Origin of the sequence: Burkholderia dolosa (assembly GCF_902499135.1) — a bacterium.
GTDB lineage: Bacteria > Pseudomonadota > Gammaproteobacteria > Burkholderiales > Burkholderiaceae > Burkholderia > Burkholderia dolosa.
Genome location: NZ_CABVPR010000096.1, coordinates 1 through 14,872 on the forward strand (window position 1 = coordinate 1; position 14,872 = coordinate 14,872).

9 protein-coding genes are annotated in these 14,872 nt (G+C 68.5%); 2 read left to right on the forward strand and 7 right to left on the reverse strand.

The annotated features are described in order from the left end of the window. From BUB20358_RS26475 to apbC, 5 genes are all read right to left on the reverse strand, one after another. Nucleotides 1–478, reverse strand: a 478-nt coding sequence (locus BUB20358_RS26475; protein WP_174905142.1) for a lysozyme inhibitor LprI family protein, incomplete at its 3' end; no start/stop codon positions are given. Continuing rightward, nucleotides 478–2,757: an arginine/lysine/ornithine decarboxylase gene (locus BUB20358_RS26480; protein ID WP_035971895.1), complete on the reverse strand. Its 2,280-nt coding sequence runs from the start codon at nt 2,755–2,757 to the stop codon at nt 478–480. The genes BUB20358_RS26480 and BUB20358_RS26475, both read right to left, overlap by 1 nt. A gap of 81 nt (nt 2,758–2,838) precedes the next feature. After that, on the reverse strand, nt 2,839–3,408 hold the full coding sequence (dcd, locus tag BUB20358_RS26485; protein WP_006398615.1) for a dCTP deaminase: 570 nt from the start codon (nt 3,406–3,408) through the stop codon (nt 2,839–2,841). A 112-nt stretch (nt 3,409–3,520) separates the two neighbouring features. Beyond that, nucleotides 3,521–4,057 (reverse strand): superoxide dismutase [Cu-Zn], encoded by a 537-nt coding sequence (sodC, locus tag BUB20358_RS26490; RefSeq protein ID WP_035971893.1) that lies wholly within the window; start codon nt 4,055–4,057, stop codon nt 3,521–3,523. A 133-nt stretch (nt 4,058–4,190) separates the two neighbouring features. Beyond that, a complete protein-coding gene (gene apbC, locus BUB20358_RS26495; protein ID WP_035971892.1) occupies nt 4,191–5,282 on the reverse strand; it encodes an iron-sulfur cluster carrier protein ApbC in 1,092 nt (363 codons plus the stop codon). Nucleotides 5,283–5,628: 346 nt separating this feature from the next. Between apbC and BUB20358_RS26500 the strand changes: the two genes are divergently transcribed. Both BUB20358_RS26500 and metG read left to right on the forward strand, forming a co-directional pair. After that, nucleotides 5,629–6,273, forward strand: coding sequence for a YiaD family glycine zipper/OmpA-like lipoprotein (locus tag BUB20358_RS26500; protein ID WP_035971890.1), 645 nt, complete (start codon nt 5,629–5,631; stop codon nt 6,271–6,273). Between the two features lie 377 nt (nt 6,274–6,650). Then, on the forward strand, nt 6,651–8,813 hold the full coding sequence (gene metG / locus BUB20358_RS26505; RefSeq protein ID WP_035971888.1) for a methionine--tRNA ligase: 2,163 nt from the start codon (nt 6,651–6,653) through the stop codon (nt 8,811–8,813). Between the two features lie 218 nt (nt 8,814–9,031). Here metG and BUB20358_RS26510 read toward each other — a convergent pair whose 3' ends face one another. Next, nucleotides 9,032–13,084: a translocation/assembly module TamB domain-containing protein gene (locus BUB20358_RS26510; RefSeq protein ID WP_035971886.1), complete on the reverse strand. Its 4,053-nt coding sequence runs from the start codon at nt 13,082–13,084 to the stop codon at nt 9,032–9,034. A gap of 36 nt (nt 13,085–13,120) precedes the next feature. Next, nucleotides 13,121–14,872: autotransporter assembly complex protein TamA (locus BUB20358_RS26515; protein WP_254593982.1), on the reverse strand; the 1,752-nt coding region annotated here is incomplete at its 5' end.

Here is a 14,872-nt window from a genome sequence, read left to right on the forward strand (position 1 = left end):
CACCGCTCGAACCGGCAGCCGCTGCCGCGGGCGGCCGCGCATAGCGATCGGCCGCCGCGCGCAGCGCGAGCGCGCGGTCGCGCACCGGCTGCAGCCGCATGTCGGCGCTCGCCATCGTGTACATCGTGCCGCGTGTCGTGTCGTACACGGCCTCCAGCAGTTGCGCTTCGTCCTTGCGCCACGTGAGCCAGCGACGCTGGCTTTCCTGCCAGCCGCGCTTCGCGTCGGGCGGCGCATCGTTCGACAGCCGCCGGTACGCGTCGTCCATCACGGCCTGCCACTGCTGCTGCGCTTCGCCCATGCACTGGATCTGCCCGGCCGTCGACGACCGGTCGCGCCGCGCGAGGCACTGCCGCATCGCGACGTCGATCGGGTCGGCCGCCGCCACTTCCGCATGCGCGGCGCCCGACCACGCCGCCCAGACGACGAGCGCGGCCGTCGCTGCACGCATCGCCCGAAATCGTCCGGCCGCCGCCATCAGTCGCGCACGCAGTCGACGAAGTACTCGACGCGGCCGTTCAGCTCTTCCGCGACGAGGCCGTGGATGTCGGTGTGGAAACCGGGGAAGCGCTCGTTGAAGTCGCGCGCGAACCGCAGATAGTTCACGATCGTCTTGTTGAAGCGCTCGCCCGGAATCAGCAGCGGAATGCCCGGCGGATACGGCGTGAGCAGGATGCTGGTCACGCGGCCTTCGAGCTCGTCGAGCGGCACGCGGTCGATCTTGCGGTGCGCGAGCTTCGCGAACGCGTCCGACGGCTTCATCGCCGGCTCCATGTCCGACAGATACATCTCGGTCGTCAGCCGCGCGATGTCGTTCGCGCGGTACACGTCGTGGATCTGCGTGCACAGGTCGCGCAGGCCGACGCGCTCGTAGCGCGGATGCTGCGCGACGAACTCCGGCAGCACGCGCCACAGCGGCTGGTTGTTGTCGTAGTCGTCCTTGAACTGCTGCAGCTCGGTCACCATCGAGTTCCAGCGGCCCTTCGTGATGCCGATCGTGAACATGATGAAGAACGAGTACAGCCCGGTCTTCTCGACGATGATCCCGTGCTCGGCCAGGTACTTCGTGACGATCGCGGCCGGAATGCCGGTCTCGCCGAACTCGCCGTCGACGTCGAGCCCCGGCGTGATGATCGTCGCCTTGATCGGGTCGAGCATGTTGAAGCCTTCCGCGAGCGGGCCGAAGCCGTGCCAGCGGTCGTTCGGCTTCAGCATCCAGTCGTCGCGCGAGCCGATGCCTTCGTCCGACAGGTCTTCCGGACCCCACACGCTGAAGAACCAGTCGTCGCCGTACTCGGCGTCGACCTTGCGCATCGCGCGGCGGAAGTCGATCGCCTCGGCGATCGACTCCTCGACGAGCGCGGTGCCGCCCGGCGGCTCCATCATCGCGGCCGCGACGTCGCACGACGCGATGATCGCGTACTGCGGGCTCGTCGACGTATGCATCAGATACGCCTCGTTGAAGCGGTGCTTGTCGAACGTGCGGTTCTCCGAATCCTGCACGACGATCTGCGACGCCTGCGAAATGCCCGCGAGCAGCTTGTGCGTCGAGTGCGTCGCGAACACGAGCGCGCCGGTGCGCGGCCGGCCGTCGCCGATCGCGTGCATGTCGCGATAGAACGGATGGAACGCCGCGTGCGGCAGCCACGCTTCGTCGAAGTGCAGCGTGTCGAGCAGATCGCCGAGCAGATCCTTGATCATCTCGACGTTGTAGACGACGCCGTCGTACGTGCTCTGCGTGATCGTCAGGATGCGCGGCTTCAGGTCGGGGTTCTGGCGCAGCGCCTCGCGCGCGAACGGGTTCGCCTCGATCTTCTTGCGGATGTTCTCGGGCTTGAACTCGTCGCGCGGAATCGGGCCGATGATCCCGAAATGGTTGCGCGTCGGCGTGAGGAACACCGGAATCGCGCCCGTCATCGTGATCGCATGCAGGATCGACTTGTGGCAGTTGCGGTCGACGAGCACGATGTCGCCGGGCGCGACCGTCGCATGCCAGACGATCTTGTTCGACGTCGACGTGCCGTTGGTCACGAAGAACAGGTGATCGGCGCTGAAGATGCGCGCCGCGTTGCGCTCCGACGCGGCGACCGGCCCCGTGTGATCGAGCAGCTGGCCGAGCTCGTCGACCGCGTTGCACACGTCCGCGCGCAGCATGTTCTCGCCGAAGAACTGGTGGAACATCTGGCCGAGCGGGTTCTTCAGGAACGCGACGCCGCCCGAGTGGCCGGGGCAGTGCCACGAATACGAGCCTTCGTCCGCGTACTTCACCAGCTCCTTGAAGAACGGCGGCGCGAGCGAGTCGAGATAGACCTTCGCTTCGCGGATGATGTGGCGCGCGACGAACTCCGGCGTGTCCTCGAACATGTGGATGAAGCCGTGCAGCTCGCGCAGGATGTCGTTCGGCAGATGGCGCGACGTGCGCGTCTCGCCGTACAGGAAGATCGGGATGTCCGCGTTGCGGCGGCGCACTTCGGTGACGAACGCGCGCAGCTCGATGATCGCGGTCGCGAGTTCGGGCAGCTCGCCGTCCGCGCCGATTTCGCCGAGCATGAGTTCGTCGTCGTCGATCGACAGGATGAAGCACGACGCGCGGCTCGACTGCTGCGCGAACGACGTGAGATCGCCGTAGCTCGTGAGGCCGAGGACTTCCGCGCCCTCCTTCTCGATCGCTTCGGCCAGCGCCCGGATGCCGGAGCCCGAGATGTTCTCGGAGCGGAAATCTTCGTCGATGATCACGACGGGAAAACGAAACTTCATGGGCGATTCTCCAAAAAGAACGACCGCGGCGCGTCACGCGCAGCGGTCACCCGAAAACTGGTGAGACGTTATGCAACCAGATCAGGTTTTCGGCAGCGTGACACCGCGCTGCCCCTGATACTTGCCGCCGCGATCCGCGTACGACACGTCGCACACTTCGTCGCTCTCGAAGAAGAGCACCTGCGCAACGCCTTCGTTCGCGTAGATCTTCGCGGGCAGCGGCGTGGTGTTCGAGAATTCCAGTGTCACGTAGCCTTCCCACTCGGGCTCGAACGGCGTCACGTTGACGATGATCCCGCAGCGCGCGTACGTCGACTTGCCGAGGCAGACGGTGAGCACGGTGCGCGGAATCCGGAAATATTCGACGGTGCGGGCCAGCGCGAACGAGTTCGGCGGGATGATGCACACGTCGCCCTTGAAATCGACAAACGAACCTTCGTCGAAGTTCTTCGGATCGACGATCGTCGAATTGATGTTCGTGAAGATCTTGAATTCGTCCGCGCAGCGGATGTCGTAGCCGTAGCTCGACGTGCCGTAGCTGACGATCCGCCGGCCGTCCTCGGACGCGCGGACCTGATCGGGCACGAACGGCTCGATCATCTTGTGCTCTTCGGCCATGCGCCGAATCCATTTGTCGGACTTGATGCTCATATCGGGGCGCCAGGAAACGCTGCGTGACGGTAAACGAAGGCCGCCGGTTGAAGGCGGCGGCCGGCAAAGGCGCACATTTTACGCGATCATCGGGCCGCGCACGCGGCGGCCGTCAACGGATCGTTCCGCACGCGAGCGCCGGCCCCGCGCCGTGCTGCGGAAACGCCGGATCGCCCGAATCGCGATGCACGAGCACCGCACGGTTCTGCACGGAGCGCACGCCGTCGAGGGCCAGATCGGGCGCGACGATGAAGCCGGCGGCGACGCCGTTCGCGTCCGCGTGGATGTTGCCGAGATCGCCGGCGACGCGCGCGCCGGCGCGCAGGCGGTCGGCGGCCGGTGCGAACACCTGGCCCGCGCTCGACCCGTCGCCGGCGTTGCAGTCGCCGCGCTCGTGCACTTGCAGCGCGTGATCGCTGTTCGGCGGCAGCCCGACCAGGTTGTACGTGACCTGCACGCCGTCCGGCCGCTCGACGAACGTCACCGCGCCGCGCGTCTGCGAGCCGACGGTGGGCTGCAGCTGCGCGTCGGCCCGTTTTTCGTGCGACGAGGAAAAGGAGGTACAGCCGGCCAGCAGGCCCAGCGCGGCGGCGGCCAGCAGCGCGCGCCGCGCGCGGCCGGCGCGCACGCCGTGATGTCGTTGGTTCATTCGATCCTCATGCCGGCCGGCGGCCGTCTGACGCGGCTGCCGGCCGGGCGGGTAAAGGGACCCGGGGGAAAGTCGCCATGATACCGCGCCTCGCGACGCCGTAAACAGCGTAAGGGCCCGCCCCGCAAGGGTTTTACGTATTTTGAACAACGATCGACGGGAACTTCGACGTCATGTCGCGCGCGCGTTCGGCGATCGCGAGCGCGACGCCGCGCGCGATGTCGCGATAGCGCCGCGCGAGCGCGCCGTCCGGCTCGGCCACGACCGTCGGCGTACCGCTGTCCGCGCGCTCGCGGATCGCGATGTCGAGCGGCAGGCTGCCGAGCACGGTCACGCCGTAGTCCTTCGCCATCCGCTCGGCGCCGCCCGCGCCGAAGATGTGCTCTTCGTGGCCGCAGTTCGAACAGACGTGGATGCTCATGTTCTCGACGATGCCGAGGATCGGAATCCCGACCTTCTCGAACATCTTCAGCCCCTTCTTCGCGTCGAGCAGCGCGATGTCCTGCGGCGTCGTGACGATCACCGCGCCGGTGACCGGCACGCGCTGCGCGAGCGTCAGCTGAATGTCGCCGGTGCCCGGCGGCATGTCGACGATCAGGTAGTCGAGCTCGCGCCAGTTGGTCTGGCGCAGCAGCTGCTCGAGCGCCGACGTCGCCATCGGGCCGCGCCACACCATCGGGTTGTCTTCCTCGATCAGAAAGCCGATCGAGTTCGCCTGCAGTCCGTGGCCGACGAGCGGGTTCATCGACTGGTTGTCGGGCGACTCCGGACGCTGGCCGTGGATGCCGAGCATCGTCGGCAGCGACGGGCCGTAGATGTCCGCGTCGAGCACGCCGACCGACGCGCCTTCGGCCGCGAGCGCGAGCGCGAGGTTCACCGCGGTCGTGCTCTTGCCGACGCCGCCCTTGCCCGACGCGACGGCGACGATGTTCTTCACGTTCGGCAGCAGTTTCACGCCGCGCTGCACCGTGTGCGCGACGATCTCCTGCGATACGGCCACGCGCGCGTCGCGCACGCCCGGCACGGCCTTCAGCGCGTCGGCGACGCGCGCGCGCACGGCGTCGTGCTGGCTGCGCGCGGGATAGCCGAGCACCACGTCGACCGCCACGGCGTCGCCGTCGATCGCGACGTTGCGCACGCCCTTGTTCGCCGCGTACGGCCGGCCGGTGTTGGGGTCGACGACAGCCGCCAGCGCGGCGTCGACTTGTGCCCGGTCAATGCTCATCGAAACTCCGTGAAAACGTTCTCTCGCGCGCAAACGTCAAGAAACATCAAATGACGCGGCGAAATTCGGGAAAAGTGAAAGAATCTGTTGCACGCCATTGCGCGGACGCGCGAGCCGGCGCAATCTTCGCGTGCGGCATGCTATGGGGCCAAATCGGCCGCCAACCGCCTATATTGTAGAGGCTGACGCGTCGCGCTGTCCGAACAGCCACGCTGGCGGACGGGGCATGCGGCCGCTTCGGCGGCTGCCGCGGGCGCTGGTGCGCTGCCGGTTCGGGCCGTCTGCGCAGGGAGCCGTCACTGTTGTTGTCGTTGTCGACTCGTTCAAACCAAGAGAGGAATCCAAGATGAATATGAAAATCGCGACTCGCTTGTCCGTCTTCGCGCTGGCCGGCGCACTGCTGGCAGGCTGCGCATCGCAGCAAGGCACCAACGCGGCAGTCGGCACCGGCACGGGTGCCGCGCTCGGCGCCGGCATCGGCGCGCTGGCCGGCGGCGGCAAGGGGGCGGCAATCGGCGCGGGCGTCGGCGCACTGCTCGGCGGCGTGACGGGGTACAACTGGCAGGCGATCAAGAACAAGCTCGCCCCGTCGGCCGCGAAGACGGGCACGCAGGTGACCGAGCAGCCGGACGGCTCGCTGAAGCTCAACGTGCCGAGCTCGGTAACGTTTGCGACGAACCAGTACGCGATCACGCCGGCGTTCACGCCGCTGCTGAACGACCTCGCGGCGACGCTGAACGAGCACCCGCAGGTCACCGCGTCGATCATCGGCTATACGGACAGCACGGGCTCGGCGCAATTGAACCAGACGCTGTCGCAGAACCGCGCACAGAGCGTCGTGAACGCGCTGGTGCAGCGCGGCGTGTCGGCTGCGCGACTGTCGGCGCAAGGGATGGGCGCGTCCAACCCGATCGCCGACAACGCGACCGAAGCCGGCCGCGCACAAAACCGCCGCGTCGAGATCTATCTGCGCGCGCCGCAGCAGCAGTAAGCGCCAGCGACACGACGGAACGGACCGGCGCGCCGCCCGTCCGGCCGCACCGTACAAGGCTTCCAGCCGCTTCGGTAATAAAACGAAAAATTTTTCGAACTTCTGTCGCGGCTCGCGGTCTTTCTTTACGGTACGCGGCTGGCGCTGCCGGCGCGTCACCATTCTCCTCTTGTCGTTGTTGCTCCGGGGCCGTATCCGCCCCGGTTTTTTTTGCCCGCAGAATCCGTGCTGCATCGCAGCATACGCCGGTGCCCGCGCGCGATGCGCCGCCGTCGCCCGTCAGGTGTCCGGTTCACCGCGCCCGCCGGCCTGCCGGGTCCGCGCCCCTGCTAGAATCGCAGTTTCCCGTCGTTTTCCGCTGTTCCTCTATAGACCCTATGTCCGCATCCGACCTCACTACCGTGCAGGCCGCGGCGCCGCAAGGCCGCCGCCAGATCCTCGTCACGTCCGCACTGCCGTATGCCAACGGCCAGATCCACATCGGCCATCTGGTCGAGTACATCCAGACCGACATCTGGGTGCGGACGCTGCGAATGCACGGCCACGAGGTCTACTACATCGGCGCCGACGACACGCACGGGACGCCGGTCATGCTGCGCGCGGAAAAGGAAGGCCTGACGCCGAAGCAACTGATCGAGCGCGTGTGGGCCGAGCACAAGCGCGATTTCGACAGCTTCGGCGTGTCGTTCGACAACTTCTACACGACCGACTCCGAAGAAAACCGCGTGCTCAGCGAGAAGATCTACGTCGCGCTGAAGGAAAACGGGCTGATCGCCGAGCGCGAGATCGAGCAGGCGTACGACCCGGTCAAGGAAATGTTCCTGCCGGACCGCTTCATCAAGGGCGAATGTCCGAAATGCCATGCGAAGGACCAGTACGGCGACAGCTGCGAAGTGTGCGGCTCGACCTACCTGCCGACCGAGCTGCTGAACCCGTATTCGGTCGTGTCCGGCGCGACGCCGGTGCGCAAGACGTCCACGCACTACTTCTTCCGGCTGTCCGATCCGCGCTGCGAGTCGTTCCTCCGCGAATGGGTCGGCGGTCTCGCGCAGCCCGAGGCGACGAACAAGATGCGCGAATGGCTCGGCGACGCGGGCGAAGCGAAGCTCGCCGACTGGGACATCTCGCGCGACGCGCCGTACTTCGGCTTCGAGATCCCCGGTGCGCCCGGCAAGTACTTCTACGTATGGCTCGACGCGCCGGTCGGCTACTACGCGAGCTTCAAGAATCTGTGCGAGCGCAACGGCATCGACTTCGACGCGTGGGTGCGTCCGGGCTCGAGCGCCGAGCAATACCACTTCATCGGCAAAGACATCCTGTACTTCCACACGTTGTTCTGGCCCGCGATGCTGCAGTTCTCGGGCCATCGCACGCCGACCAACGTGTTCGCGCACGGCTTCCTGACGGTCGACGGCGCGAAGATGTCGAAGTCGCGCGGGACGTTCATCACCGCGCAGAGCTACATCGACACGGGCCTGAACCCCGAATGGTTGCGCTACTACTTCGCCGCGAAGCTGAACGCGACGATGGAAGACATCGATCTGAATCTCGACGACTTCCAGGCGCGCGTGAACAGCGACCTCGTCGGCAAGTACGTGAACATCGCGAGCCGCGCGGCCGGCTTCCTGCTCAAGCGTTTCGACGGCCGCGTGCAGGACAGCGCGATGAACCATCCGCTCGTCGTGAAGCTGCGCGACGCGATCCCGAAGATCGCCGCGCATTACGAGGCGCGCGAATACGGCCGCGCGCTGCGCCACACGATGGAGCTCGCGGACGAAGTGAACGCGTACGTCGACAGCGCAAAGCCGTGGGAGCTCGCGAAGGATCCGGCCAACGCGGTCGCGCTACATGAAACCTGCAGCGTGAGCCTCGAGGCGTTCCGCCTGCTGTCGCTCGCGCTGAAACCGGTGATGCCGCGCGTCGCGGCGTCGGTCGAGGCGTTCTTCGGAATCGCGCCGCTCGCGTGGGCCGACGCCGCGAAGCCGCTGTCGTCCGCGCAGCCGATCAGCGCATACCAGCACCTGATGACGCGAGTCGACGCAAAGCAGATCGATGCGCTGCTCGCCGCGAACCGCGATTCGCTGCAGGCCGACGCGGCCGGTGCCGCGGCTTCGGGCGCGAGCGCCGCGAAAGGCGCGAAAGGCGCGAAGGCCGGCGCGAAGGCGACGGCTGCCGTGGCCGCGAACGGCGCCGACGATGCGCCGATCTCGATCGACGATTTCGCGAAGATCGACCTGCGGATCGCGAAGATCGTCGCGTGTCAGGCCGTCGAAGGGTCGGACAAGCTGCTGCAGCTGACGCTCGACGTCGGCGAGGAAAAGACCCGCAACGTGTTCTCGGGAATCAAGTCCGCGTATCAGCCGGAGCAGCTCGTCGGCAAGCTGACGGTGATGGTCGCGAATCTTGCACCGCGCAAGATGAAGTTCGGCCTGTCCGAAGGGATGGTGCTCGCCGCGTCCGCGGCCGACGAGAAGGCCGAACCGGGCATTTACATCCTCGAGCCGCACAGCGGCGCGAAGCCGGGCATGCGCGTGAAGTAACGCCGCGCAGCGCGCCGTCCGATCCCAAACCCCGCACGTCCCGCGTGCGGGGTTTTTTTGTGCCTGTACGCTGCAGCCGGTGCGGGCTGGCGCGGCGCGGCGCAACGACAGTAGCTCGCTTCACGCTACCGCGACTCTTCCGCGCAGCCCGCTCCGCCGCGATCGCCGCATCGCCCGCGACGCTGCGCGCCGCCCGCCCCTGCGCGCCGCCGCTGCGCTCACCGCTGCCCGAACCACCGATCGAACCGCCGCGTGTAGTTCAGATCGACGCCCTGGAACGTGCCGCCATAGGCGGATACCGACCAGAAGCGCGTCAGGTTGATCGTCACCTTGAACGCGTTGCTCGCCGACTGCAACCCTTGTTCGTAGCCGAGCACGAAACGCTCGTTGATCGCCTTCGAGATCTGCACGACTTGCGGATCGGTCAGCCCGACATCGCTGCGGCCGATCGAGAACTCGTCGAGGCCGAACGTCTGCGCGACGCGCTTGCCGGTCGCACTGCCGAGCAGCGCGAGCGCGGCCGTCATCGTGTTCTGCTGGCCGATGTTGTTGCCCTGGTCGGTGCCGTGTCCGAACAGCAGCCACGACAGCTTCTCGTTGTCGGTGACGTTCGGCTCCGACACGAGCTTGACCGTCGGCGACTGGATCGTGCCCGTCACCTGCACGCCGGCCTCGACCTCCTGATTGCGCCGCATCGCGAGGATGTTGACGCCCGGATTCGACACCGGGCCGTTGAACGTGAAGAAGCCGTTTTCGATCGCGAGCTTGCGGCCGAACGATGTGTACGTCGACCCTTCGGTCACGCGCACGTTGCCGATCGCGCGCAGCGGCACGCCGGGCGCGCTCATCACGGTGATCGTGCCGCGCAGGCCGAGGTCCGCGCCGTGCCCCTTGAAGCGGAAGTCGTTGCCGAGGCCGATGTCGATGTTCGCGCGCGGCGCGAGCGACGACGCCGGCTTGTCCGCGGCCGTCTGCTGCTTCGCTGCCGCGGTGCCCGTCTGCGCGTCGCCGCGCACGGTGCCGTCGGGACGCACGATCACGACGTCGTCGGACAGGTGCGGCGCCGATTCCTCCGGCAGGTCGAACAACGCGCGATCGACGACGAACTTGCCGTCGATCGACAGCGCGCCGCGTGGCCCGTCGTTCGCGACGGTCGCCTTGCCGGACAGCGACAGCTTGCGGTCCGGCGCCGCGAACAGCTCGAGCTTGTCGGCGACGATGCTCGCGGTCAGGTCCGGCGCTTCGCCGTCGAGCCGCACGCGGCCGATCGCGCGCAGCGTGCCGTCGCCGCCGTGGAACTCGACCTGTTGGAATTCGACGAGGTTCTCCGACAGCTTCACGCGCACGATGCCGTCCTTCAGCTGCACGCCCTGGTCGACGAGCGTCGCCGACAGCTCGTCGCCCGTCAGCATCCCCGACACGTTCGGCTTCGCCGGCGTGCCGGCCACCGTCAGCTTCAGCGACGCGCGGCCGCCGAGCAGGTAGCTCGGCCCGAACAGATTGCCGGTCGCCCTCAGCGACGGGATGTCCGCATCGATGCGGCCGGACAGCGCGCCATCGTCGGCGATGCCGAACACGCCGTCGCGCAGCGCGAACGGCACCGCGACGTTCGCGTCGAGCGAGCCGATGCGGTTCGCCTTCGCGAGCGCCGTCACGTCGAGCCGGTTGCCGGGAACGAACACGGCGCGCGCGTTCAGGTCGGTCAGCCCGAGCGATGCGATCCCGCGGCCGGTCTCGATCGTCACGTCGCCGCTGCGGCGCTTGACCTGCAGATGACCGGTCGCGTTCGCGCCGAGCGAGAAATCCCAGTCGGCGTCGAGCACGACGTCGGTGCGCACCGGCGGACGCTGGCCGGTCAGTTCCTGCCGGACCTCGAAGAAGCGCGCGACCGACGCGCCGCTGACCGAGCCGGCCGAGCGGATCTGGCCATGATCGAACGCGAACGACTTAAGGTCCACGGTCGCGCCTTCAAGCGTGAGCCGCGTCGCGCCGAGCGTCACGCGGCCCGCGCCCGCCGATACGGCGAGCGGCGCCTGCAGCGCGACGGCCGGCGTGCCGCGGTTCGCGAGGCGCGTGACGGTGCCGTCCCAGCGCATCCCGTCGCGGTTTTCGACCACGCCGCCGTTCGCCGCGAGCGTCACGTCGATCACGCGGCCGCCGGCCATCCCGACCGCCGACGCGTCGAGCGTGTGCTTCGCGCGCGTGCCGTCGAGGTTCGCGCGCAGCGACTTCAACTGCAGCGAGCCGAGCGCGATGTCGGTCGCGTCGGCGGTGAACACGAGCGCGCCGTGCGCACCGTCGCGGATGTCGGCGCGGCCCTGCGCGGCACCGATCCGGTTCGAGCCGACCACGACGCGCTCGGCCTGGTAGGTCGCCGTCACGTTCGGGTGCGCGAAGCTGCCGGTCAGATCGCCCTGCGCCTGCACGAGCCCGTGGATTCCGAAGCCGAGCCGGTCGAGCTCCGGCGCGTCGACGACGAAGCGCAGCCGGTCGCCGGGCGCGCCGAAGCTGCCGCGCAGGTCGACGCGGTTGCCGGCGATCGACAGATTCGCGTTGCTCGGCAGGATCCGCGTGCCGGCGAGCTGCACGACGCCGGCGCCGGTCATCGGCACGCCGTCGTACACGCTGTCGGCAAGCTTGAACGTCGCCTTCGTCGACAGCTGCGGCGCGAATGCGCCGGATGCGGTCAGCGTGCCCGAGACGCGCGTGTCGCCGCGCTTCGCGGGCGGCTTGCCCGCGTCGGCCGCTTTGCGTGCCGGCTTGCCGCCGTTCGTGCCCGGAGCACTTACCGCCGCGAGCAGCAGCGGATCGAACGCGGTCAGCGTCGCCTTCGCGTCGTAGCTCGAATGCGCGTCGTGGCGGAACACGCCGGTCAGATCGACGCGCCCCTTCGCCGCCGTCACGCGCGCGTCGCTCACGACGGTCTGCTGCGGCGTCAGCGCGACCTTCGCGCGTGCGCCGAGCGCGAGCTTCGGGTCGTTCAGATCGAAATCGACCGTCGTCACGCCGGCCGCGAGCGTGACGCCGAGCGGGCCGCCGAGCCGCATCGGCCGCAGCTGCGCGACGAACGCGTTCAGATCGAGATTCGCGACCTTCAGGTCGAAGCGGCCGTTGCCGCCCGCGAGCGTGCCGCCGCCGGTCACGCTGCCGTCGCGGATCAGCTTCAGCGCGACGCCGTCGATCCGCTGCGCGCGGCCGTCGAGGTGCACGGTCGCGTGCGCATCGATCAGCGGCAGCAGATGGTCGGCGAGCGTGCCGGGCTTCGCGTTGACGATCGACACGGGCCCCGCGACCGCGAAGCCCTGCTGCGCTGCGGCGCCGGCCGGCGCGTTCGCCGGTGCGAGTTCCGCGCGCACCGCGAGGTCGGCGGCCGGCGCGCCGGGCGAGATCGCCTGCGGGTTCACGTGATCGAACGCGACGGACGCGCGCGTGAGCGGTACCGCGCCGAACGGCGCGGCCTCGATGTGCGCGCGGCCGTTCAGCTTCATCCCGCTCGCGTCGACGTCGGCCACGAGTGCATCGAGCGAGCCCGACACGCGCGCACGCGCATCGACCGGCTCGTCGGCCAGCTTGCCCGCGTAGGTCGCGTCGCCGGTCAGCGCGAACGGCTTCACGCCGTCGAGCTTCGCGCGCGCCGTGAGCGCGCCGTACGGCGTATCGACGTTATCGAGCACGATCTCATGGTGACGGCCGTCGCTGCGGGCGTTCAGCGACAGACGGTCGAGCTGCGTGGTCGAGCCGCCGTCGTGAATCGCGATCCGGTCCACGCGCAGATCGTCGATCCGCACCTGCAGCGGCAGCCGCAGGTCCTGCGGCGCCGTGCTCGGCGTCGACGGTCCGGGCGCGATCCGCACGTCGATCGTGCCCGCGCGCAGATACGCGATCGTGAACCGCCACGGCGCGCGCGTCAGTGCCCAGCGGCCGTCGAGCCGGTCGATGCGCACTTCGGTACCGGAACCGTCGGCGCTCGTCCAAGCGAACCCGCGCAGCCGCACGCCGGTCGCGAGCGCGCCGCCGTCCAGCGTGCCCGCGAGCCGCCCGCCGAGCACGCGCACGGCCGTCTGCCACGCGAGCCGCGTGCCGCGCTCGGTCGTCGCCGCGGTGAGCACGAGCGCGACGGCCAGCGCGACGACCAGCACGACGATCGCCAGCGTCCACACCAGGACGCGCGCCGCGCGGCCGCGCCGCGGCGTGCGCGGCGGCTCGCCGGACGCATGCTCGGGCGGTTCCGGATCGGAGGGCGGCGGCGTATCGTGCGGATCCTTCGTCATGCGGTTCGTCGTCGATGAAGCGATATGGTCGGAAAGTCAGAAAGCGATGCCGAGCGTCAGGTACGGGCGCACGCTGCGGTTGCGCAGCCCGTACGCGACGTCGACGTTGATCGGGCCGACCGGGCTGCGCCAGCGCGCGCCGATGCCGACGCCCGGATAAAACACCTTCTCGCCCCACGCGTCGGTCGCCGTGCCGATGTCGAAGAACGTCGCGGCACCCCAGTCGTGGTTGAACCAGTGCTGATATTCGGCGGTGCCGGTCATCAGATACTTGGTCGGCAGCACGGAGCCGTCGACGCTGTTGCCGATGCTCTGATAGCCGTAGCCGCGCACCGAGTTCGAGCCGCCCGCGCGGAACAGCAGCGACGCCGGCACGCCGTTCGAGCTGCCGCTCGTGAACACGCCGCCGAGTTCCGCGCGGAACACGAACAGGTCGCGCTTGCCGATCGGCACGTACTGCTGGCCGCGCGCGTAGCCGCGGATGAAGCTCTGGTCGGTCAGCACGCCCTTGACCGCAAAGCCGGCTTCCGCGTGGATCAGGTTGCCCGAGCGCGGGAACAGCGGATCGTCGACATTGCGGCGCGTCCACGCCCACTGCGGCACGAGCGCGCGGCTCGTCGTCGGCCCCGCGCTGTTCTGGTCGAGCCGGTCCTGATAGAACATCAGCGAATACGAATAGTCGATGAACTGGCCGGTGCGCGTGCGTTGCGCGCCGATGCGCGCGCTGTAGATCCGCGTGTCCGACACGTTCGTGTTCGTGTACGACGCGAGCACGCTGTTGGTCCACCCCTTCTCGCCGGGCGGCATCGACAGCTGGACCTGTCCGTACTGCTGGATCTGGTCGAGCCGGCCGGACACCGTGAGCGGCCAGGCGGCGCCGAACGTATCGAGGTACGTGTACGAGCCCTGCACGTGCGGGCCGGTGTCGGTCGCATAGCCGACGCCGCCGCGAATGCTGTTGTACGGAAACTCGCTGACCTTCACATGGACCGGCGTGCGTTCCGGCTTCGCGGTATCGTCGGCGACGTCGATCGCGACGCTCGCGTAATACGGCGTGTTCTGCAGCTGCCGCTGCAGCTCGGTGATCCGCCGCACGTCGTAGATCTCGCCTTCGGACAGCGGGTTCACGTTCGTGACGATCCGCTCCGGATAGCGGCGCACGCCGTCGACGTCTACCTTGCCGATCGTAAATGTCGGCCCGCTGTCGAACGTGACCGCGAGCGTCGCGCGCTGCGTGCGCGGATCGATGCGCGCTTCGGACGACGCGATCTTCGCGCCGAGATAGCGGCGCGACTGCAATTGCTTGAGCGCCGCGTTCTTCGCGCCGTCCCAGTCCGACTGCGTGAACGGGTCGCCGGGCTTCAGCGAGAACGCGAAGCGGGTCGCGGCCTCCTGTTTCGGATCCTCGGTCTCGACCGGCCCCTTGAACGTCAGATCGACCGCGGACACGATCGTCTGCGGCCCCGGATCGACCGCGATGCGCACGTCGCGCTTGCCGTCGCGCGTGCGCACGTCGGTGCGCACGACCGGCGAGAAATAGCCGGCGGTCGCGGTCAGGTCGCGCACCTGCTGCGGCGTTGCGGTCACGAGGAAGTCGAACTGGTCGTCGCTGATGTCGTCGCGCTTCGCGAAGCGCGCGATGTCGAGATGGGCCTTCAGCAGCTTGCGCACCGAGCGCGGCGCGTCGATGTCGACGTCGTACTTCGCGTAAGCCGGCAGCGCGACGAACGCGACGACGCAGCCGGCGAGCGCCGCGCGCGCGGCCCGCCTCGCGGCGCCGTCGGCGCG